The organism is Vibrio sp. CCB-PB317, assembly GCF_022808245.1.
In the GTDB taxonomy this organism is placed as follows: domain Bacteria; phylum Pseudomonadota; class Gammaproteobacteria; order Enterobacterales; family Vibrionaceae; genus Vibrio; species Vibrio diabolicus.
Window position 1 is genome coordinate 1642431 of the sequence record NZ_JALGNU010000002.1, and the last position, 20343, is coordinate 1662773.

The 20343-nt window shown below is 46.1% G+C and carries 17 protein-coding genes; 10 read left to right on the plus strand and 7 right to left on the minus strand.

Features of this window, described 5'->3' with window-relative positions; all coding sequences use genetic code 11:
- Positions 1-154: 154 nt before the first annotated feature.
- A complete protein-coding gene (locus MTR11_RS16305) occupies positions 155-1039 on the minus strand; it encodes a LysR family transcriptional regulator (RefSeq protein WP_005392662.1) in 885 nt (294 codons plus the stop codon).
- A 94-nt stretch (positions 1040-1133) separates the two neighbouring features.
- On the opposite strand from MTR11_RS16305, the gene MTR11_RS16310 reads away from it, so the two are divergent.
- On the plus strand, positions 1134-2030 hold the full coding sequence (locus MTR11_RS16310) for a DMT family transporter (protein ID WP_005392661.1): 897 nt from the start codon (positions 1134-1136) through the stop codon (positions 2028-2030).
- 62 nt (positions 2031-2092) lie between these two features.
- Here MTR11_RS16310 and MTR11_RS16315 read toward each other — a convergent pair whose 3' ends face one another.
- The 4 genes from MTR11_RS16315 to pncB all read right to left on the minus strand — a co-directional run bounded on the left by MTR11_RS16315 (position 2093) and on the right by pncB (position 5780).
- Positions 2093-2872, minus strand: coding sequence for a methyltransferase domain-containing protein (locus tag MTR11_RS16315; protein ID WP_114323442.1), 780 nt, complete (start codon positions 2870-2872; stop codon positions 2093-2095).
- Between the two features lie 170 nt (positions 2873-3042).
- A complete protein-coding gene (locus MTR11_RS16320; RefSeq protein WP_005392659.1) occupies positions 3043-3561 on the minus strand; it encodes a glycine zipper 2TM domain-containing protein in 519 nt (172 codons plus the stop codon).
- 214 nt (positions 3562-3775) lie between these two features.
- The gene (locus MTR11_RS16325) at positions 3776-4135 is read right to left on the minus strand and encodes a hypothetical protein (protein ID WP_006741341.1); all 360 of its coding nucleotides are present in this window, start codon (positions 4133-4135) and stop codon (positions 3776-3778) included.
- Between the two features lie 334 nt (positions 4136-4469).
- On the minus strand, positions 4470-5780 hold the full coding sequence (gene pncB / locus MTR11_RS16330) for a nicotinate phosphoribosyltransferase (RefSeq protein WP_150917086.1): 1311 nt from the start codon (positions 5778-5780) through the stop codon (positions 4470-4472).
- A gap of 299 nt (positions 5781-6079) precedes the next feature.
- Here pncB and MTR11_RS16335 point away from each other — a divergent pair, with 299 nt between their 5' ends.
- Genes MTR11_RS16335 through MTR11_RS16345 form a run of 3 tightly spaced genes read left to right on the plus strand, consistent with a single transcriptional unit; the run spans position 6080 to position 7877 of the window.
- The gene (locus tag MTR11_RS16335) at positions 6080-6805 is read left to right on the plus strand and encodes an NUDIX domain-containing protein (protein WP_005373953.1); all 726 of its coding nucleotides are present in this window, start codon (positions 6080-6082) and stop codon (positions 6803-6805) included.
- 32 nt (positions 6806-6837) lie between these two features.
- Positions 6838-7491: an isochorismatase family protein gene (locus MTR11_RS16340; protein ID WP_243328055.1), complete on the plus strand. Its 654-nt coding sequence runs from the start codon at positions 6838-6840 to the stop codon at positions 7489-7491.
- A 29-nt stretch (positions 7492-7520) separates the two neighbouring features.
- Entirely contained in the window at positions 7521-7877 is a 357-nt protein-coding gene (locus tag MTR11_RS16345) for a VOC family protein (protein WP_048624733.1), read from the plus strand.
- 3 nt (positions 7878-7880) lie between these two features.
- Here the strand turns inward: MTR11_RS16345 and MTR11_RS16350 are convergent, their stop codons facing one another.
- Complete coding sequence (locus MTR11_RS16350) at positions 7881-8621, minus strand: DNA-binding transcriptional regulator YciT (RefSeq protein WP_053808097.1); 741 nt, start codon at positions 8619-8621, stop codon at positions 7881-7883.
- 91 nt (positions 8622-8712) lie between these two features.
- Positions 8713-9102, minus strand: coding sequence for a VOC family protein (locus MTR11_RS16355; protein WP_005429448.1), 390 nt, complete (start codon positions 9100-9102; stop codon positions 8713-8715).
- Positions 9103-9295: 193 nt separating this feature from the next.
- Here MTR11_RS16355 and MTR11_RS16360 point away from each other — a divergent pair, with 193 nt between their 5' ends.
- From MTR11_RS16360 to MTR11_RS16385, 6 genes are all read left to right on the plus strand, one after another.
- On the plus strand, positions 9296-9775 hold the full coding sequence (locus MTR11_RS16360; RefSeq protein ID WP_243328056.1) for a peptide-methionine (S)-S-oxide reductase: 480 nt from the start codon (positions 9296-9298) through the stop codon (positions 9773-9775).
- Between the two features lie 451 nt (positions 9776-10226).
- Positions 10227-10667 carry a PTS sugar transporter subunit IIA gene (locus MTR11_RS16365; protein ID WP_005436338.1) on the plus strand — a complete coding sequence of 147 codons (441 nt, stop codon included), beginning with the start codon at positions 10227-10229 and terminating at the stop codon, positions 10665-10667.
- An 11-nt stretch (positions 10668-10678) separates the two neighbouring features.
- Entirely contained in the window at positions 10679-12079 is a 1401-nt protein-coding gene (locus tag MTR11_RS16370; protein ID WP_243328057.1) for a fructose-specific PTS transporter subunit EIIC, read from the plus strand.
- A 120-nt stretch (positions 12080-12199) separates the two neighbouring features.
- Positions 12200-15031 (plus strand): GH92 family glycosyl hydrolase, encoded by a 2832-nt coding sequence (locus MTR11_RS16375; RefSeq protein WP_243328058.1) that lies wholly within the window; start codon positions 12200-12202, stop codon positions 15029-15031.
- Between the two features lie 120 nt (positions 15032-15151).
- Positions 15152-17572: a GH92 family glycosyl hydrolase gene (locus MTR11_RS16380; protein WP_243328059.1), complete on the plus strand. Its 2421-nt coding sequence runs from the start codon at positions 15152-15154 to the stop codon at positions 17570-17572.
- Positions 17573-17619: 47 nt separating this feature from the next.
- Positions 17620-20325, plus strand: a complete 2706-nt coding sequence (locus tag MTR11_RS16385; RefSeq protein ID WP_243328060.1) for a GH92 family glycosyl hydrolase — start codon at positions 17620-17622, stop codon at positions 20323-20325.
- Positions 20326-20343 lie beyond the last annotated feature (18 nt).

Genomic DNA, 20343 nt, shown 5'->3' on the forward strand with positions numbered 1-20343 from the left:
AGGTTGTGTTTTGCCCATCCTTAAGCACGTCATGCTATCCATTTCACTCGGTTTCAAAACCAAGTTGATGTTAATGAATAAAAACTCAATAAAACATGAAATATTTAAACACAACTTTGCCACTTTATTTCTTAATTATGACAATTTAGTCATTTTACAAGCACTGTTGCTTCAACCAATTGGTGAGTTTGATGATTTCCGCCTGCTTGGCTCGGCTCTTTTTATGAATAAAATAAAAGCTGTCCCCCGTCTCTAATCCATGAGAAGGGATATACACCAAATCATGCGCTTTATCTCTTTCATTGAGCATAAAATCATTCGCAAATGCGATGCCTTGGTCATAACGTGCAGCCTCAATTGCCAGCAACATATGACTAAAATGTTGAACATCGACATCTTTCGGCAAAGTGTAACCACCCGCTCTGCACCACTCTGCCCAGTCTTTTCCTCTCTCACGATAAATAGAGTCTGTTGACAAAATAGGATATCGCCAAAGCGCTTCTGGAATGGGTTGATCTTGTAACTCTTTCCAAATTTTATGGCTGCATACCGGATACAGCGTTTCCGCGTATAACTTCACCGACATATAGTTGCGCTTTGGCTTCTCTACCGTGATAAAGCAATCACCAACGCTATCTGTCTGCTCAGGATCACCAACAACCATATTGAGTGTCAGATCGATTTCCGGATGTAACCGCTTAAAATCAGACAAACGCGGAATAAGCCACTTTACGGCAAGCGAGCTATAAATCGCTAAACGTATGCTGCCTTTGTCCCCTTCTCTCACCTTTTGGCTGGCCATCGCAATAGAGCTAATTGCCGGGCTAATATCCTCTAAATAACGAGCACCAGTATCCGATAAAGAGAGCTTTCTTCCTTGACGAATAAATAATGACTCGCCCAAATAATCTTCCAATAATCGTATCTGATGACTAACGGCACTTTGCGTCACATTGAGCTCTTCAGCCGCAAGCGAAAAGCTAGAGTTTCGAGCGACAGATTCAAAACAGTGAACCGCTCTGAGTGGTGGCAATTTCATTATCTAAAAATCTCATACTTAAACTAATAAATATCACTTCACTTCATCCTATGACATCACCTACTCTTTGGCAAAGAAAGAGGAGAGGAAATAAGTGAAAGTTACATCGGTCGGCGCAGCTATGCTGCTATTAATTGTTGGGAATCTCATTGCGGTGCTTTCGGACTCTTTAATTAAAAGTGTCGGAAATGAAGTGCCTATTTTTCAGTTTGTCTTTTTCCGACAAATTTCCGCAGTGCTTTTCCTACTGCCTGTCTGCTTGCTGACAAAAAAGACTCATTTTCTTGAAGGATTTAAATGGCATGCTGTCCGCGCTCACGTGTGGTTGCTTGGTGCTATATTTATGGTTTTGGCGATTTCATCTTTACCGCTCGCAACTGCGAACGCAATCTTCTACGCCGCGCCATTGATCATGTTGCCGCTTGCAGCAATCTTTTTTGGAGAACAGTTATCTAAGCAATCGGTCGCCGCTGCGATAATGGGCTTTGCCGGTGTATTGGTCATCATTCGTCCAGACCAAATCGATTGGGCAGCGATTTCAGCTTTAGTTGTTGCAATTACTTTAGCAATCAATAACTTGCTCATTCGAAAACTGCCAAAAAATCAGTCTGTGATGCAAACGCTATTAATGACAAACTTGGCAGGTATTCCCGTGGCTTTCTTACTTGTTCTGATCGAAGCGGAACCTTGGGACTGGAGTGCTTTCCCTGTCGCTGCTGGCTCAAGTTTGTTCATCATGATTTATGCGGCAACATGTGTGATCGCTTACCGCTCGATTGATAGCAACAAAATTGCCAGCGCTGAATACAGTGGCTTAATTGGTGCCGTGTTTGTGGGATTAATCTGGTTTGGAGAAGTGCCAGACATATTTATGGCTATAGGAACAATAATGATTGTTGTGCCGCTGGTTTGGCTTTCTAAACGAGAACGTCGCAAGAAAAAGCTGCAAGCTCAACAAGAGCGAGAGCAACAAGAGGCGCACGTTACTTAAAATCGCGCTCTATCTCAAAGACTAAAAAACCGAGTCGTAAGTGCTCGGTTTTTTATGTAGCTCTAATCCATTCTGATGTAAGCGACCACATGAGATAAAAACTGCCTTGCAAAACGATCATTAAACCGGATGCGATATTCATGATCGGCTTCCGATACTAAACGCCAACCTTCAGCAAAGTACTCTTTGATATCATCGACCGCTTCGTCTTCATTTTTGATGTGTTTCGCGTTCCACTGATAAGTGCAAGAGACAACCATCAGCCCGCCAACCTTGGTGGCTTCTTTTAGAGCGTTGATCACGCTAAGTGGCGACTCACATTGATCAACCACGTTCAAACATACGACTAAATCAAAGCTAGACTGGAGAGTATCGTGCTCAAAAGGTTGGTTAATCAGCGTCAAATCAACATGAGCACATTTTTGCACGATATCTCTATTCTCTACTTCTAACGTGTTTATGGTGTTCACATCGTGCAGATAAGTTAACTCGACCCGTTGTTCTTCTATTAAAAGCTGCTTAAAGCCATCTATTAACCTATTTGAAGGCTCAACCAGCGTCGCTTCTTTAAGGCTAGATAAGCGTTGCACTAACTCATAATAGTTTCTTCCAAGCGCCGCCCCAACCTCAAGTAGGGAACACGGCTGAACGCCGCTCTCGAGTGCCGTCTGCGCAATAAAGTCAGCGACTTGGGAACAATGTGGTGATGACAAAAAAGAGAGTGGGACTTGTTTTGAGCGACTGGTTATCGTCTCAATCTGCTTATCTTCGATGAACTTGTCGAACCATTGCGCTTCGAAATAACCAGCTAAACCGCGATCGGTCAGGTAAAAATCTTCCATGTTTTTTCCGTTCGTACTTTTCGAAAAGTGATTGTATCGAACGCTGAAATTAGCTGGTAATTCTGGCTGCACATTCCCGCGGGAAAATAGATGAAAACACCGCTTATGTGAAAAAGCCCTTTCATCTCAAAGATAAAAGGGCTTGTTAATTACTTCGGTTGAGGAGCTAGTTATTGCGGAAGAACAACTTTGCCATCTTGAATTGGGAACGTTTTTGTCGCTGGCTTGCTCGCTAAGCGAACCGTCGTTGGCGCACCTGAAACTTCGTAAGTGACATCGTAACCCACTACTTTTTCAGATGTTGTGTATTCTGTGTGGCACTGCTTTTTCGTCGTTGTCACTACATCGCCTTGTTGCACGTTCTCCTGAATCTTACGACCCGTTAATGCACCAGCGATCGTACCAGCTGCAGTTGCAATCACTTTACCTGAGCCGCCACCGATTTGGTTACCCAATGCCGCGCCAGCTGCTGCGCCGCCGACCGTACCAATTATTTTATTATCATCCGTAGGAGCAACTTGCTCCGTTACTACCACGTCTTTACATACTTGGTGTGGATTTTTCACCGTTTCAGTCACCGCTTCAACCAAAGTAATGTTTGCTTGGGTTGGAGCTGGTGGCGTTTTGTCTTTACAGCCTGCTAGTACAGCAACAACTGCCGTTGCAATTGCGATAGATTTCATATTCATGATTTACATCCCAGTATGGTTTGCTTTGATGAGCGGTATAGTAAATCGCAATTAGGAAATCACATCAGGCGAAAACAAACCCTCTGTCATTAACGAGTAAAGAAACACTGTTTTATAAAAGGTACGTCAAGAAACACTCAACAGAATGTCAACTGAGCTAAAACCGTATCATTACTGATTATGATTAGGCTTGATTAACCTATGAGGCTTATTTTTAAGCCAAGCTTAAAAACAGTTCGTCGTCGGTTAAATACTTATGACGGTGACTCAGGTTACGCACGTGCATAAACATAAAATCAGGAAAGCCAGGAGCAATAATGTTGTTTGGTTCCCAGCATACACCACCAACAAACACATATCGCCCTTGCTTGTCATCTTCGTGAAGGGGGTTATTAAGAGGAGAAGAAAACTCTGCGCGACAACCTTCAATCACACAAACAATTTGTCCTTTAAAAAGGCCGATCACGCGCTTAACAAGATTTGCCTTGATGCCACATTTCCATGCTTGACGAGTGGCCATCTCATAGCCATATTTTCGGATCGCTTTCTTTTGCAAATGTACTACTAGGTTCATTTTGACTCCTGATTCAAGCAATTACGCGAAGCCCAAAGTCATAAAAGCAGATAGACGTCTATACCCGAGTGACCTCATGGTACATGGGAATAAACTACGTGATTAGACTGAGTTTAGTGTCCGATGAAAATACACCTTCCACGATGCTGTAACGTATCGATTTACACCAATCATAGGCACATAGCACATCAAAAAAACAACCTCATTTTCGAGTGCTTTCCTACGCTGTATCTGGTTACTTCTGCGTATTACTATAACGAAATCACCCTCTACGTTTGTCTATATAAATTTGTCGTAACGATAGAGGGTGCTTATCAAGAAGGAGGGATAACGCCTACGCGTCGATGAGATAGTTTTGACCTTCAGTTTCTAGACGATCAATCAGTTTACGACACTCATTTAAATCAAGAGGTTGCTCGAAGCGGCGCTTGAGGTTCATCAAAAAGAAGATATCTTCACACATGGCTTTCTCAGGTTCGTCACTGATTTTTGCGACTGGTGAACCATTGCACGTGACCATTTTGATCACGATAGAAAGTGGCTGGTAGGCTTCACCCGCTTTATTGACATAATCACCCATATCATTCGCAAGAAAAGTACCGATACCAAAACTCACCTGAATACGTCCTTGGAAGTACTCGCAAATATCTAACGCTTGTTCGAAGTTAAGTCCGTCTGTAAACACCAGCGTTTTTGTTAACGGGTCTATATTAAGCGACTGATAGTGTGCAATCATTTTTTCACCCCAGCTATAAGGGCAACCACTATCGTGACGTACACCGAAATACGCGTTACTTAGCTCTTCATCAAAGTCTTTAAGGAAGGCATCGATACCAATCGTGTCGGTAAGTGCAATACCTAGTGCACCGTTAAACATTTTTTGCCAACGTTGCAAAGCCACTTTTTGCGAATCTCGCACATTCACCAGAGCTTGATGGCCCATAAACCATTCATGAGCAACGGTACCGATAGGCGTTAAATTCAGTTCTTTTGCTAAGTGGTAGTTGCTTGTTCCTGTCAAACATTCCGGCACTTCCTGGCACAAATATTCCAACATGGTGCGCTGAGCTTGAAAGGAAAAACGTCGACGCGTCGACATATCAGAAAACTTAAAGTTAGTGATGTTACGACGTTTTAGCTCGGATTTTAGGTACCGAATTTTCTCTTCTAAGACGGTGGTAAATTGCGCTACAGGGATATCTGACCAACGCTGACGGCTACGAACTTCAGACACGATACTCATTATGATCGTTTCGTACAAAATAGTATCTCGCCACAAACCATTGATAGTAATGCGTAACTGGCTTGAGCCATCAGCCATGGCTTTATTGTGGAAAGAGACATCACTTTGTGGATTGAAACGGAAATGGCGCAGTGCATCAACAAAGTCAGGATTCAGGTAAGGCGCGACACGCTTGATGTATTCGATTTCTTCTTGCGTAAATTGAATATCTTGCAGTTTAAGAACTTCTGCTTTTACCTCTGGTAGCAGTTCAGAGAGATCTTCCTCGCTACGCACAATAAATTTGTATGACACCATCGCATCAGGGTAAAGCGCTGTTACTGCGCTCATCATATTGACTTTGTAGACATCAAAATCCAAAGCGCTTTGAATGATGCGGGAAGAAAATAGTTTGGTGGTCATTAGGTGCCCTTCTACACGCCCTTCCTGGGTATATAACTTTTTGTTACTAACTAATTTGCGTAAACAATAAACACCCATCTATAGTTTGTCAACTTTTGTTACTAACCACTCATTTTTATAAGGTTTTTCTGTCTAGAATTCGCACACAGATTGTGAATAAGTCAGATTCATTCGTAGATTTATACTCAAGGCGTACTATGAAGCACTACCGAAAACGTTTCGCACAACTCGTTACTTACCCATTGATTGACCACTTGTTATGCGCTAGATTACTTACAAATCAATATTAGGACCCAACCATGATCGTATCTGTCGACATTATTCCATTCAGGCTATCAGGCTGTGCCGATAAAGGATTGGAAGTGTTGTTGATTAAACGTTCAAATCCAAATCGGCCATACCATGGAGTCTGGGCACTACCGGGCGGATTTGTCTTTGATAAAGACTTAACCAGTGAAGGAGGACGTCCGGCCGATGAAAACTTTGAGGCGGCGCGCCGCCGAATTTGCCGCGAGAAAATCCATACTTACCCTCGTCACTTTAGTGAAGCTTTTATCGACGGCGATCCCAAGCGTGATCCAGAAGACTGGAGCTTAAACATTACGCACTACGCCTTGGTCGATCGTAACAATGTAGAGCAAATCAACAATGCTGGTGTACCAGAGTGCCAACTAAAATGGTTTTCGCTACAAGCTATACTCAATGGAGAAGAGACCCTCGCGTTTGATCATCAAAAAACCATTGAAAAAGCGTGGCAGAAGCTTCGTGCATCCATTGAATACACATCGGTTCTTTTGTTTGCATTAGACAAGGAGTTTTTGGTTGCCGACATCATTTCTGCTTATCAAGAGTTTGGTATTGATATTAGCCGAATGACGATTAAGCGCCGCTTGATAGATTCAGGCGTACTAAAACCCACCAATAAAGTCGCTTCTACCAACAAAGGCAAAGGTGGAAAACCCGCAATGGTATATACGCTGACCAGCGACGAAGTAACCTTTTTTCAAAACTGTTTGCGTGGATAAACGCAGGCAATCAGACAGACAAGGAGTCTGCCATGACTGTTCGAGTAAACTATCAAACCACGGCGGTGATCGACGTTGATCCAGAGAAGGGCTTTAGTGAGTTATGTCCAAATGAACTGCCCGTTGCAGGTGCGTTGGAAATCGTACCGGAGTTGCTGAGTAATCATGCCAAAGGCCGATTAAAACTGGTGAGCCGTGACTTGCACCCACCGAAAGCAAAATGGGATGCAGAAACACCAGCTAACATGCTTGAACCCGTCGGTCTACCCAATGTGGATATAAAATGGAACCGCCATTGTGTGCTTGGCACAACAGGTTCTGAACTGCTAGACGGTTTACCACCTGTTTTGGACTATGATTTTCAAGTTAATAAAGGCATGGATCCTGATGCGCATCCTTACGGTATTTTCTTCCATGATATTGCCGATACTAAAACGACAGGCGCACATGAATTTCTAAAATTCAACGGGATTGATACCCTAGTGATCGGTGGTCTCGCGCTAGATTTTTGTGTGAAGAAATCCGTCATGCAAGCACTGGATCTTGGCTACAATGTGGTGGTCAACCTTGCTTCAACTCGCGCAGTACTGCCTGATAATGTTGAAAATGTGCTGACAGAGCTCAAGGATCAAGGCTCATTATTTGTCGAAAAAGCGGATGACATCATCGTAGAAAAATTCGCCTAGAGACGATAGTAACCGAGAAGGATTTCACTATGCATCAACATGAAAAATTGAATTACGTCGAATTTGGTTCCACCAATATTAACGCTACAAAACAATTTTTTGAGCGTACCTTTGACTGGACTTTTATCGATTATGGTCCTGAATACTCTGCATTTTCAGGACAAGGGTTAGATGGCGGATTCTTCAAATCTGAGTTTGTAAACCAAACCGCAAATGGTGGCGCACTTTTAGTGTTTTATAGCTCAGATATTCAGGCCACACAGATAAAAGTTGAGCAGCATGGTGGAAAAATTATCCGCCCTATTTTCGAATTTCCCGGCGGCTGCCGATTCCACTTCACCGAACCAAGTGGAAATGAATTCGCAGTATGGTCGGAGAGCCATTAGTACTTACCCCAACACCACTTCCACACCTAGCTTTTTGATTTGCTCAAGGTCGCTTTTCGGAGCGGCTTTGTCGGTTAACAACACCGATATTTCGTTGGTATTTCCAATTGAAGAAGGATAAATCTGTCCAAACTTACTGGAGTCCGTCAGTACGATGTTACGTCTATTCTTTGCCAGAATGGCCTCTGCGATGTCGGCACGCATCATGTCTCGGCTAGTAAAACCAGTGTCTTGGTGAAATCCGTCGATACCCAAGAAAGCCGTGCTGAAGTGAATGTTCTCAATACAGAGTTTGGTGAGCGGGCCAACGAGGCTCTCACCTTGATGCTGATACACACCACCAAGCAAGATGATGTTGGCAGAGGTGTTACGGATGAGATGGGCGATGTACGCCGATGGGGTAATGATGGTCACATCGCCGCGTTCAGCTAAAGTGCGAGCCAAGAGCGCATTAGCACTGCCGCCCTCGATCAATACGGTTTCGTTTGGTGATACCAAGTCCGCCGCTTTATTTGCAAGTGATTGTTTAATATCGAAACGGACTTCTAATCGGGTATCAATATCATCACTTTGCAATGCGGTAGCTGCGCCGTGTACGCGCTTTAGATAGCCCTGTTGCTCCAGAAAATTCAAATCCTGCCTGATGGTCACGCCCGACACGCCGATAATGTCAGAAAGCTCCGTTACTTGAACGCGTTTACGATCATTCACTAATTGCAGGATTTCATTTTGTCTTGGGTTCACAGGCTCACTCCTTATTAATGAGCTTGCAGTATACGCCCGAACACTTTCATATGAAAGCAGCCTGTGAACGATAGAAATAAGCTAAGTCGCGTTACACCGTAAGCTCTAGACGGTTGCCATCCGGATCTAATACGCAGCTTTCGTAGTAACCATCACCCGTTTGTCTCGGACCGTCGATCCATTGGTAGCCATCATCTACTAAGGTTTTGGTTAATTGATCCACCGCCTGCTCTGATCCTAAAGCGAAGGCAAAGTGTGCTAATCCTGTTACCTGCATCGCATGAGATTTTTCACAAGCGGTCACACCTTCCATCGACATTAACTCCAATCGCGCTCCACTTTCAAACGAAAGAAAGTAAGATGAAAACTGCTTAGTTGGGTTGTGGTATTTATCGTTAGACACCGCGTTAAAATATTTCTCATAGAAGGCTTTTAACTCTTCCAAACGTTCTGTCCAAATCGCGATATGTTCAATTTTCATTAGGGTTCCCCTTAGCTCTTAACTGCGCTCAATCTAACGAGGAAAAGCAGCACAAAAAAGAGAGCAAATCATCACCGAGTTGTTCCTGTTTTATGTCCGAACTGCTCATCGATGAGTCATTAAATCTATGGTTGGAGTTGTGTTTGAGCGAAAGTGATGTCCATAATGGCGCAAAGTTTTACAGGATAAAATGATGGAAGAGATTTACTTCGCAGGCGGCTGCCTTTGGGGCGTTCAAGAATTTATGCGCCACCTTCCGGGCGTAATTGGCACCGAAGCAGGACGAGCAAATGGCACGACGGATAACACTCAATCCGAATACGATGGCTACGCAGAATGCGTGAAAACTCAGTTCGACCCTAAGCAGGTTTCGGTTGAAACTTTAATGGGATATCTGTTTGAGATCATCGACCCGCACAGTGTAAACAAGCAAGGTGAAGACGTAGGTGAGAAGTATCGTACTGGTGTCTATAGCCAAAACGAACAACACCTAGCGATTGCCAAAGCATTTATCGCAGCAAGACCAGATGCCGATAAAATCGCCGTAGAAGTGCTGCCACTCACAAACTATGTGCCAAGTGATGATGAGCACCAAGACAGACTCACACGCTTTCCCAATGACTACTGCCATATCCCGTTAGATTTGCTGCACAAGTACAAGAATCCGTCTTAATGGATTAGCCAAATCCAGCGTACCACCCCCTCCTAACCTCCCCTTGGCTCCAGATTCGGAGCTTACATTGGCCAATGCGTATCAAGGGGAGGAACTAGCTCAGTCCACTATCCGCTCTCCTGCTCGCTTTATGTCTTTTCTCATAGAGATAGAAAATGAAGCTATTAAAAGGGTTATTAGAGTGCCTTTAGCACAAAGCCTCTTTTTTATAGCAAAATTGAACCATATTTGATTCCCTTCTCGTTTATTTTCAAGCTTCATTATTAATTTCAAAATAAATGGAATATAAGTCACGATACTAATTACCTTCTAGCTCATTGATATTAATGACTTCTATCACACTTAGCTCTCAGTGATACAAAAATATAGTTATTGGATTTTTTTTACTATTTCAGAAAACCATAACATTAATTAAATTTGCCTCATTACTTCAGTACCAATGAGTCAAAAAATGATTACAGAACTAACAAACGTCAATTTAATTAAAGGCAACCTTCAAGCAAATAATAAAAAAGAAGTCTTTGAAGAGCTAGCGCAAATGCTATTCGAAAATAATCGAATCAGCAGCAAAGAGGCTTTTTTAACCGACATCGAAGCGCGTGAAGCATTAAGCGTGACTTCAATGGACGGCATCGCTTACCCACACGCAAAAAGTAAAGCGGTTACAGAGCCTGCAATCGCCGTTGGCGTAAAGCGCGAAGGCATCGAGTATGGCGACGAAGAGGGAGTCAAACCGACCGTATTCTTCATGATTGCCTCACCAGATAACGGTGCCGACCACCATATTTATGTTCTTCAAGAATTATTCGGAAAATTTAGCGAAGAGTTTATTGAAGATATTCATAACGCAAAAGACGAAAACCAAATACTAAATATTTTAATTAATTCATAAGGCGTGAAATTATGAGTACAATCACAGCTCAAGCTAGCAATAATAGCGATTTCAAAAAACTCCTAAGTACCATGAAAGGTCACCTTTTATTCGGTACTTCTCACATGCTTCCATTTATCGTTGCGGGTGGTGTACTACTGGCGCTGGCGGTAATGGCATCCGGTAAAGGTGCGGTTCCTGCAGACGGGTTATTGGCTGATATTTCTAATATCGGTATTAAAGGTCTGGTGTTGTTCCCAATTATTCTTGGTGGCTTCATCGGTTACTCAATTGCAGACAAACCAGCACTAGCGCCAGCGATGATCTCTTCTGGCATCATGGCTGACATGGGCGGCGGCTTCCTAGGTTGTATCGTCGCTGGTTTTATCGCTGGTGGTGTAGTTCTACAACTTAAGAAGATCCCTCTTTCTGCTAACATGACTGCGTTGGGCGCTTACTTCATCTACCCACTTGTTGGTACGCTTATCTCTGCAGGTATCGTTCTATGGGGTATCGGTGAGCCAATCAAGATCTTCATGGCGTCTATGAACGAATTCCTAGCTTCTATGGCTGGCGCTTCTAAAGTGGTTCTAGGTACGATTCTTGGTGGTATGACTGCATTCGATATGGGCGGTCCAATCAACAAAGTAGCAACGTTATTCGCTCAAACTCAAGTTGATACTCAACCATGGCTAATGGGTGGTGTTGGTATCGCAATCTGTACGCCTCCTCTAGGTATGGCACTAGCAACATTCCTATTCAAGAAGAAGTTCACTAAGCAAGAGCAAGAAGCAGGTAAAGCAGCAGCAATCATGGGCTCTATCGGTATCTCTGAAGGTGCTATCCCATTCGCAGCAAACGACCCTGTACGCGTTCTTCCTTCAATCGTTGCTGGTGGTATCGTTGGCTGTGTGTTCGGCTTCCTAACAAACGTACTACTACACGCACCATGGGGCGGTCTAATCACGGCACCTGTATCAAGCAACATCCCAATGTACGTTGTGGGTATCGCACTAGGCTCACTAACAACAGCAGTTATCGTTGGCTTCTGGAAACCAGTTGCTGAAGAAGAAGCAGAAGACGAAATCGTTGAAGCAGCACCTGCACAAGCTCAAGCGGCTCCAGCAGCAGGCGAAGGCGAGTACGACATCGTAGCAGTAACATGCTGCCCATCTGGCGTAGCACACACATTCATGGCAGCAAAAGCACTAGAGAAAGCAGGTGCGGCAGCGGGTCTGAAAATCAAAGTAGAAACTCAAGGTCAAAACGGTATCCAGAACCGCATCACTGACCTAGATGTAGCAAACGCGAAGCTGGTTATTCTAGCTCACGATATCCAAGTAAAAGACGCTCACCGCTTTGCAAAAGCAAACGTTGTTGAGTGTTCAACGAAAGAAGCGATGCGTAACGCAGCGACTCTTGTGAAATCTTAAACCTTAAGCTCCTCCCCCTAAGAGCCCTTCCCCCAAAGGGCTCTATTTCAAGTTTTTAAGTTTTAGTAATACCTCTGCTTTCAACAACTACATAAACCTACAACTTACAAGGCTTTAAAAATGAAATTCAAACCTTCCCTACTCGCTTGCGCAGTTCTCAGTGGTCTAGTCGGTCTGACAGGCTGTAACGACGACACAACCAACATTTATGAAGGCGGTGACACCAACCCTGCACTGCCGGATATTCCTGACGGCGGCAAGCCAGTATGTCATCCAGTTAGCGATGGCGACTGTGATGACAAGCCAAACCCAGAAACACCTGAAATCGACATGGGTGTTCATATCCCGGTAGATTTCGCCGATATGGACGTAACACGCTACGTCAACCCATTCATCGGCACAGGTAACCTAGGCAACACCTACCCTGGTGCAACCACACCACACGGCATGGTGCAGCTTTCTCCAAACAACGGTTCTAACGGCTGGGAATACATTTCAGGCTACTACTACCACGACGCACGTACTTCCGGTTTCTCTCATACCCACCTTTCCGGAGCAGGTGCTGGCGACTTGAACGACATTCTCGTCATGCCAATCAACTCGCGTTCGGATTACATGATTGATGAAGGTTCGGCAACGCTAAACCTAGAAGCGTCTCGCTTCCAACATCGTGACGAGCAAGCGACAGCGGGCTACTACAAAGTCGATCTATTGGATTACGACATCAAAGCAGAGTTAACGGCGTCTGATCGCGTTGGTGTACACCGTTACACCTTCCCTCGTGATGAGAAATCAGAAATCATCGTGAACACTGGCTTCAAAATTAACTGGGACTACACCTCAGATTCTTACTTGAAATGGGACAAAGACAATAACCGTCTAGAAGGTCACCGTTTCTCTGATGGTTGGGCACCAAGCCAAAAAGAATTCTTCGTGATGGAATTCGACCAACCAATCAAAAACGTTCGCTTTGCTTACTACGATAAAGAGCAAGGTCGTTACATGGACGTGCCAGAAGGCATCACTGAAATCGGTAACGAAACACGTGGCAAGTATCAATACGCACGCGCTTACGTAGAGTTCGACACATCCAAAGACGGCTTAACGGTTGAAGCAAAATTGGCGCTATCAAACGTTGAGATTGGCGAGAACGGTAAATCAGGTGCTTCTCTTAACATGACCGAAGTTGCGGGCATGAACTTCGACCAAGTACGCGAAGCAGCAACGAAGAAATGGGAAGACGAACTCGGCAAGATCCAAGTCTCTGGCGACGAAGATTACAAACAGACGTTCTACACCGCGATGTACCACTCGTACCTAGGTCAAACTATTCACTCTGACTTAGATGGTCGCTACCGCCAAGTTCACCAAGGTCGCAACGCATACCCAGATGGCAACACACCTTGGGGCGACAAGATCGATACGCTGAAAGAGTCGATCCGTACTGCCGATGCCAACAAAGATGGCAAAGCAGACTTCACGCGCTACGACACTTTCTCTTTGTGGGATACGTACCGCGCAGTTCAACCACTATCTTCGATTCTTGAACCTGACCGCTTAGCAGACGTGGTGCTGTCTATGCTGTCTTACGCCGAAGAAGAATGGGTGGATGACAAAGGCAACGTGCGCAAAGGTCGCCTGCCTGAGTGGACATTCAAAGGCAACGAAACGGGCATGATGATGGGCATGCACTCAACGCCTGTGATTCATGATGTGTTGTCGAAAGGCTCACTAGAAAAACGCATGATTGATCTTGGCTTCACAGAAGCAGAGCGCACAGACGTTAAAGAACGTTTAGTTGAAGCGATGATCACAGACGCGCGCGCCGCAACGAGCCAAGGTGTAGCATGGATCAAAGAGTACGAAGAACAAGGTTACGTGCCAGCGCAATTGCACGACACTCCACCAGATTCTTACGGCGGTCACTCACCATTTAAAGACTCTTGGACAGCATCTTACTCGCTTGAATACTCAATGAACGACTGGGCAATCGCGCAATCGATCAAAGAAGTATTTGGTGAAGAAGATCCACGCTACACCGAGTTCGCTAACCGTTCTAAAAACTGGCAAGCGCAGTTCGACTTCGGCGGTAAGCAATACCAAGGTTGGTTTAAAGCCCGTGACTACGATGGCGAGTTTATCGATGCAGGTTGGGTAGACCCAATCACCGGTCGCGCGGTTGGTAAAGACTGGCGTCCAGACATGTTCAACTGGTCATTCTCTGAATCGAACGGCTGGCAATACTCGTTCAGCGTTCAACACGACATTCACGGCTTGATTGACCTGATGACACGCTTCGACAAGACACAAAACCCTGAAGCAGAACGCGGTGACTTGTTCGCAGCGCGCTTGGATGAGTACTGGTCAACCTACCCAGACCGCAACGCAGGCGACAACCAATTCCCAGTGTTCAACACAGGTAACGTTGGTCAGCACGTTCAAGGTAACGAACCAGATATCCACGTTCCTTACTTGTACAACTACGTCGGTCAGCCTTGGAAAGGTCAGGCAGCCATCGCCGCAGCAACCAACATTTGCTACAAGAACACCGCTGACGGCATTTGTGGTAACGACGACTTCGGTACGCTCTCTGCGTGGTTCGTGTTCCGTGCGCTTGGTTTCTACCCTGTGAACGCTTCTTCTGGCATCTACGAAATCGGTACTCCGCTGTTTGAAAGCGCGTCTATCGATGTCGGCAACAACCAGAAGTTCACGGTTACCGCGAAAAACGTTAGCCGCGAAAACATCTTCATTCAATCGGCTCGCTACAACGGCAAAGACTTCAACCGCACTTACCTGACTCATGACGAAATCATGTACGGCGGTGAGTTGGAGTTCGTGATGGGCGACAAACCAAATCAACGTTGGGGCTCTTTAGAGCAAGATCTTCCACCAGCACAAGGCATCGGTGAGTTCTTGCATGAAGACGAGATGCCAGCAGGTTCTCGTTAATCCCAATAGTGACAACTCAGCCGGGGGAGCGCATCTCCCGGCTATCCCTACAAGCAAATTTTATAAGCAGTCTCTTATAAACACTTTTTTATATACGAATAACGACAAAACGGTATGCACATGTTTAAACGTAATCTTATCTCTTTGGCTATCCTGGTTGGTCTGACGGGTGGCTTGGCTGGCTGTAACAGCGACAACGATTCTTCCTCTTCACTGCCGGGTGATCCAATTGTTGATCTTGCGGTATTGAAATACGTCGATCCTATGATCGGCACAGCAGCTTCTGGTCATACATTCCCGGGCGCGACGGTACCGGCAGGTATGATTCAACTGTCTCCAGATACTTTCATCGGTTCTAACACAGATCATGAATCTGGGCTTAACCCTTGGCACTCGGCATCTGGCTACTGGGATTCATCCAACTACGAAACTGGCGAAGTGGTTAACACTGACGTTCCGCTGTACGGCTTCTCCCATACTCACCTTTCAGGTACAGGCGCAACGGACTTAGGCGACATCTTGGTTCTGCCATACTCAGACATGGCGAACACACAACTGAACTCTTTCGACAAAGCCAATGAAGAAGCAAGCGCGGGCTACTACAAAACCAAGCTGAACCAAGGTCAAATCGAAGTAGAACTAAGCGCAACCAAACGCGTTGGTTTGCACAAATACACCTTTGCTGATGGCGCAGACCGCAACGTGAAGTTCGATTTGGGTCATACCCTAATGAACAACAACGGCAAGTCTTTGAAGAACAAAGTAGAAGTGGTGGACGAATACACCATTCGCGGTCGTAAAACCTCAACTGGCTGGTTCCAAGGGCAAGACCACCAAGGTCAAGACATCTTCTTCTACGCTAAATTCAACCAACCAATCGCCAAGGCACTGTTGGGCGAACAAGATCTAGAACCAACTCGCGAAATGCGCAATGGCGCGGTTTACTCAGGCGATGATCTGACGGCTTACCTAAACTTCGGCACAGGCGAAGAACCAATTGAAATCCGCGTGGGTATCTCTCCTGTTAACTGGCAAGGCGCACAGAAAAACTTAGAAGCGGAAGCACCAAGTTTCGACCTAGCACAAGTGAAAGAAGACGCGGAATACGCGTGGGCTGAGAAGCTAGCGAAAATCAAAGTTGAAGGCGGCACTGACGCAGAGAAAACCAACTTCTACACTGGCATGTACCACATGATGATCGCACCAATCGAATTCTACGATGTGGATGGTCAATACGTGGATATGCTTGGCACGGTGCGCACACTGAAAGATGGCGACACACCAAACTACTCGATTTACTCAACGTGGGATACGTTCCGCGCGGTTCATCCAATGTGGACCATCATCGACCCAGACCAAGCAACGCTATACGTGAAAGACTTGATTCGTAAATCCAACGACGAGTTTGGTCTATTGCCGAAATGGGAAGGTCACGGCTCAGAAACTGGCACCATGATCGGCTACCCATCGGCAGCGATTCTTGGCGATGCGGTAACCAAAGGCTTGATTGATGCAGAGCAAGCTTACACCGCATCAGTGAAATCAGCTCGATACACACCGCATGAGTACCCACAGATTCATGACGACATCCTAAGCTCACTCATGGCAGGTCAGTTGAACTACCACGAGAAAGAACAGTGTGTTCGTTACCCGAACTGGAACTCAGTATCGTACTCGTTGGAATTCTCATTCTACGATTGGACGATCGCAGAAATGGCGAAAGCTGCTGGCGATATAGACGCGTATGAAGAGTTCAAAGCTCGTTCTTACAACTCTTTGAAACACTGGGATGCAGAAGCAGGTAACGCAGACGGCACGGGCTTCTTTGTACCGACAGAACTGAAAGAAGGCGACCCATGTGCACTGAAATACGCTTCAACTGACTTCGACCCTTACAAGTCTGACGCGTTCTACTACACAGAAGGTAACGCGTGGCAATGGCAATGGGCGTTCATGCAAGACTTAGACAAGCTGACTGAAATCATGGGCGGCACGCAAGGTCTGAACGACAAGCTGAACAACCTATTTACTGCCGATCCAAATGGCGGCGAAGCGCACCAAGACATGACAGGCTACATCGGTCAGTACATTCACGGTAACGAGCCTTCGCACCACGTCATCTACTTGTACAACCATACTGAAGAGTCTTACAAGGCGCAGGAATACCTAGACCAAGTTTACGACCAGTTCTACAAGCCGACGCCAGACGGCATCATCGGTAACGAAGACGTGGGTCAAATGTCAGCGTGGTACTTGATGTCAGCACTGGGCTTCTACCAAATCTCGCCAACCGATCCAACCTACAGCATCGGTCGTCCAATATTCGACAAAGCGACGGTAGACATTGGCTCTGGCACCTTCACGGTAACGGCTGAGAACAACGGTCCAGACAACATGTACATCAAAGAAGTGACCATCAACGGTAAGCCTCTGGATGTGTACAACACCTTCCAGCACAGCGAATTCAAAGCAGGCGGCGAACTGCACTTCGTGATGACGGCTGACAAGTCTGAAGCAATGCAAGCCAACCTAGGCGAATAATGATTTTGAGGGGACCTTGTGTCCCCTTTTCTCGTGGAATAAAAACAATGAAACTAAAAAGAACCCTACTCTCTACCGCAGTTTTAACCGCCATGCTTGGTCTTGCTGGTTGTGGCAGCGACTCTGATCCAGAAACTCCGGTTATTTCTACCCCTACTTTGGAATTCGTTGATACCTTGATCGGCACTAAAGGTCTTGGCAACGTCAACCCATCGCCAGTGATGCCAGAAGGTATGATTCAACCGTCACCAGATAACTTCGATCCAAACGGTTGGAATGGCAAAGGCTCGCCTGTCGAATACGACCCAGTACACAGCTTGCTTTCTGGCTTCTCAATGACCCACATTTCTGGCGCAGGTAAAGGCGACCTAAACGACTTCGCTTTCTTGCCATACACAGGTTTCAATACTGATGCCGTGACCATGGATAAAAGCTCGGAAGTGGCAGAGGTTGGTTACTACTCGGTTGACCTTGTAGAAACCGGCGTAAAAGCTGAACTGTCTGCAACCGACCGCGTGGCGTTCCAACGTTACACCTTCAAGCCGGGTGAAGACCGCAAAGTACGTATCGACCTGCAACACGAACTGTTGGAGCAATACGGCAACCACTCTCGCAGCATCTACTACAAACGCGTTAACGACACCAAAGTCGTAGGCGCGCGTACTTCAAACGAATGGGGTCAATGGCAAACCGTGTTCTTCGCGGCAGAATTCTCTGATCCAATCATTGAAGAGAACCTGTACACCAAGTTGGCTTCTGAAAGCAAACTGACTCCAACTGACGCTACTGAAGTCGGCTTGGAAGATTACCGTGGCTACGCTGAGCACAAACCAATGCCGGGCGAACCAGAACCTGAGCCAGAACGTTTGGCAAAACGCGCAAACGATGTCCTGACGCATTTGAACTTTGGTAAAAGCGATGAGTCATTAGTGGTCAAGGTAGCGATTTCTGGCACTGGCGTTGACGGCGCACTGAAAAACCTAGAAGCAGACACCAACGGTTGGGATTTCGACAACGTCGTACAACAAAACCGCGTGGCTTGGGAAAACATCCTTGGCGAGTTTGAACTGGAAGGCGGCAACAAAGCCGACAAGACCATGTTCTACACCTCGCTCTACCGTACGTTTGTTGCTCCATTCCTATACCAAGACGTGGATGGCAAATACCGTGGCATGGATGGCAAAGTGCACCAAGCAGAAGATGGCTTAGTGAACTACTCAGTGTACTCAATGTGGGATACCTTTCGCGCGGCACACCCACTGAAAACCATCATCGATAAAGAGCGCGCGATTGAACACGCACGCGATCTATTGAACAAATACCAAACGGGCGGCGTACTACCAAAATGGGAACTGCACTCGGATTACACCGGTGAAATGGTCGGTCATCCTGCGGTTTCGGTTATCGCCGATATCATGGTTAAACACCCAGAAGCCTTTACTGCTGCCGAGTTTGATTTGGCACTGAAAGCGGCTGACGAAACGGTCAACTTCAACCTTGATAAAACCGAAAGCTGGGTGCCTTACCAAGATGCTTGGAACGGTGACAAACGCTTCACAGTCATGACACGTCACAATGACTACCAAGAAGACGTCGGCTTTATTCCAGCCAACACCAAATGGGCGCCGGATTCTGGTGACAAACCGGGTTACGTGGAAGGCTTGAAAGTCGATAAGTACGACGAGCTCGTCAACGAGTCTGTGTCTTACGGTCTTGAGGATGCTTACTACGACTGGTGTATCGCCCAGATCGCTAAACTTGCGGGCAACGACCAGCAGTACGACCGCTACATGGCACGTTCTGAATCGTTCAAGAACTACTTCGATTACAACCCAGAGCAATACGGCAAACTGCAAGACACCAAAGGCAACGCATTGGGTGCAACGGGCTTTATGCGTCCGGCTTACATGAACAGCGGCAGCAAGGTTTGGGCAAACAACCTGAAAGCCGAATGTTTGGACGAGAACATGGCGCTGTCTATCCCAGACGGTATGGACTACAACGCGTGTAAAGACCGCAAAGCACTCAACGAAAGTGACGTGTTCTGGCCTTACCGCGCTGAGCACCGAGGCGAAGACTTTACCGAAGGCAACACATGGCAATGGACATGGTTTGCACCGCACAACTTGAACGGTCTGGCTAACGTGATGGGCGGCGAGCACATCGACCGCACTGACTTCTCTCTTCCTGAAGACATAACCGAACAAGGCAAAGCGGCATTCCTCGCTAACTTGAATGCGCTGTTTAATGCGGACTCCAACGCCGATACGAGCCAATCACACGACATGTCTGGCTACATCGGTCAGTTCGTGATGGGTAACGAGCCAGATCATCACGTGCCTTACCTATACAACTGGACGGCAGAGCCTTGGAAGACACAAGAAATCATCGACCAAGCGATGAACGAGTTCTACCACCCAACCCATGAAGGTCTGATTGGTAACGAAGACGTCGGTCAGATGTCGGCGTGGTATGTGATGTCTGCATTGGGCTTCTACCAAGTCACACCGGGCGAAGCAAGTTACACCATCGGTCGTCCTCTGTTCGACAAAGCCGTGATTCCAGTCGCGGACGGTAAATTCACCATCACCTCAGAAAATAACAGCCAAGAGAGCATCTACGTTAAGTCGGTGACCATCAACGGCAAACAATTGAGTGACAACTTCAGCTTCGCGCACAGCGATTTGAAAGACGGTGGTGAGCTGCATTTCGTCATGACTTCAGACAAATCTGAAGCGATGAAAGCGCAGTAACCGATACCCATCCAAATA

Bases quoted from the DNA above. Each gene is read 5' to 3' on its own strand.
- MTR11_RS16305 (WP_005392662.1), bottom strand. From the start codon at position 1,039: ATGAAATTGCCACCACTCAGAGCGGTTCACTGTTTTGAATCTGTCGCT.
- MTR11_RS16315 (WP_114323442.1), bottom strand. From the start codon at position 2,872: ATGGAAGATTTTTACCTGACCGATCGCGGTTTAGCTGGTTATTTCGAA.
- MTR11_RS16320 (WP_005392659.1), bottom strand. From the start codon at position 3,561: ATGAATATGAAATCTATCGCAATTGCAACGGCAGTTGTTGCTGTACTA.
- MTR11_RS16325 (WP_006741341.1), bottom strand. From the start codon at position 4,135: ATGAACCTAGTAGTACATTTGCAAAAGAAAGCGATCCGAAAATATGGC.
- pncB (WP_150917086.1), bottom strand. From the start codon at position 5,780: ATGACCACCAAACTATTTTCTTCCCGCATCATTCAAAGCGCTTTGGAT.
- MTR11_RS16335 (WP_005373953.1), top strand. From the start codon at position 6,080: ATGATCGTATCTGTCGACATTATTCCATTCAGGCTATCAGGCTGTGCC.
- MTR11_RS16340 (WP_243328055.1), top strand. From the start codon at position 6,838: ATGACTGTTCGAGTAAACTATCAAACCACGGCGGTGATCGACGTTGAT.
- MTR11_RS16345 (WP_048624733.1), top strand. From the start codon at position 7,521: ATGCATCAACATGAAAAATTGAATTACGTCGAATTTGGTTCCACCAAT.
- MTR11_RS16355 (WP_005429448.1), bottom strand. From the start codon at position 9,102: ATGAAAATTGAACATATCGCGATTTGGACAGAACGTTTGGAAGAGTTA.
- MTR11_RS16360 (WP_243328056.1), top strand. From the start codon at position 9,296: ATGGAAGAGATTTACTTCGCAGGCGGCTGCCTTTGGGGCGTTCAAGAA.
- MTR11_RS16365 (WP_005436338.1), top strand. From the start codon at position 10,227: ATGATTACAGAACTAACAAACGTCAATTTAATTAAAGGCAACCTTCAA.
- MTR11_RS16370 (WP_243328057.1), top strand. From the start codon at position 10,679: ATGAGTACAATCACAGCTCAAGCTAGCAATAATAGCGATTTCAAAAAA.
- MTR11_RS16375 (WP_243328058.1), top strand. From the start codon at position 12,200: ATGAAATTCAAACCTTCCCTACTCGCTTGCGCAGTTCTCAGTGGTCTA.
- MTR11_RS16380 (WP_243328059.1), top strand. From the start codon at position 15,152: ATGTTTAAACGTAATCTTATCTCTTTGGCTATCCTGGTTGGTCTGACG.
- MTR11_RS16385 (WP_243328060.1), top strand. From the start codon at position 17,620: ATGAAACTAAAAAGAACCCTACTCTCTACCGCAGTTTTAACCGCCATG.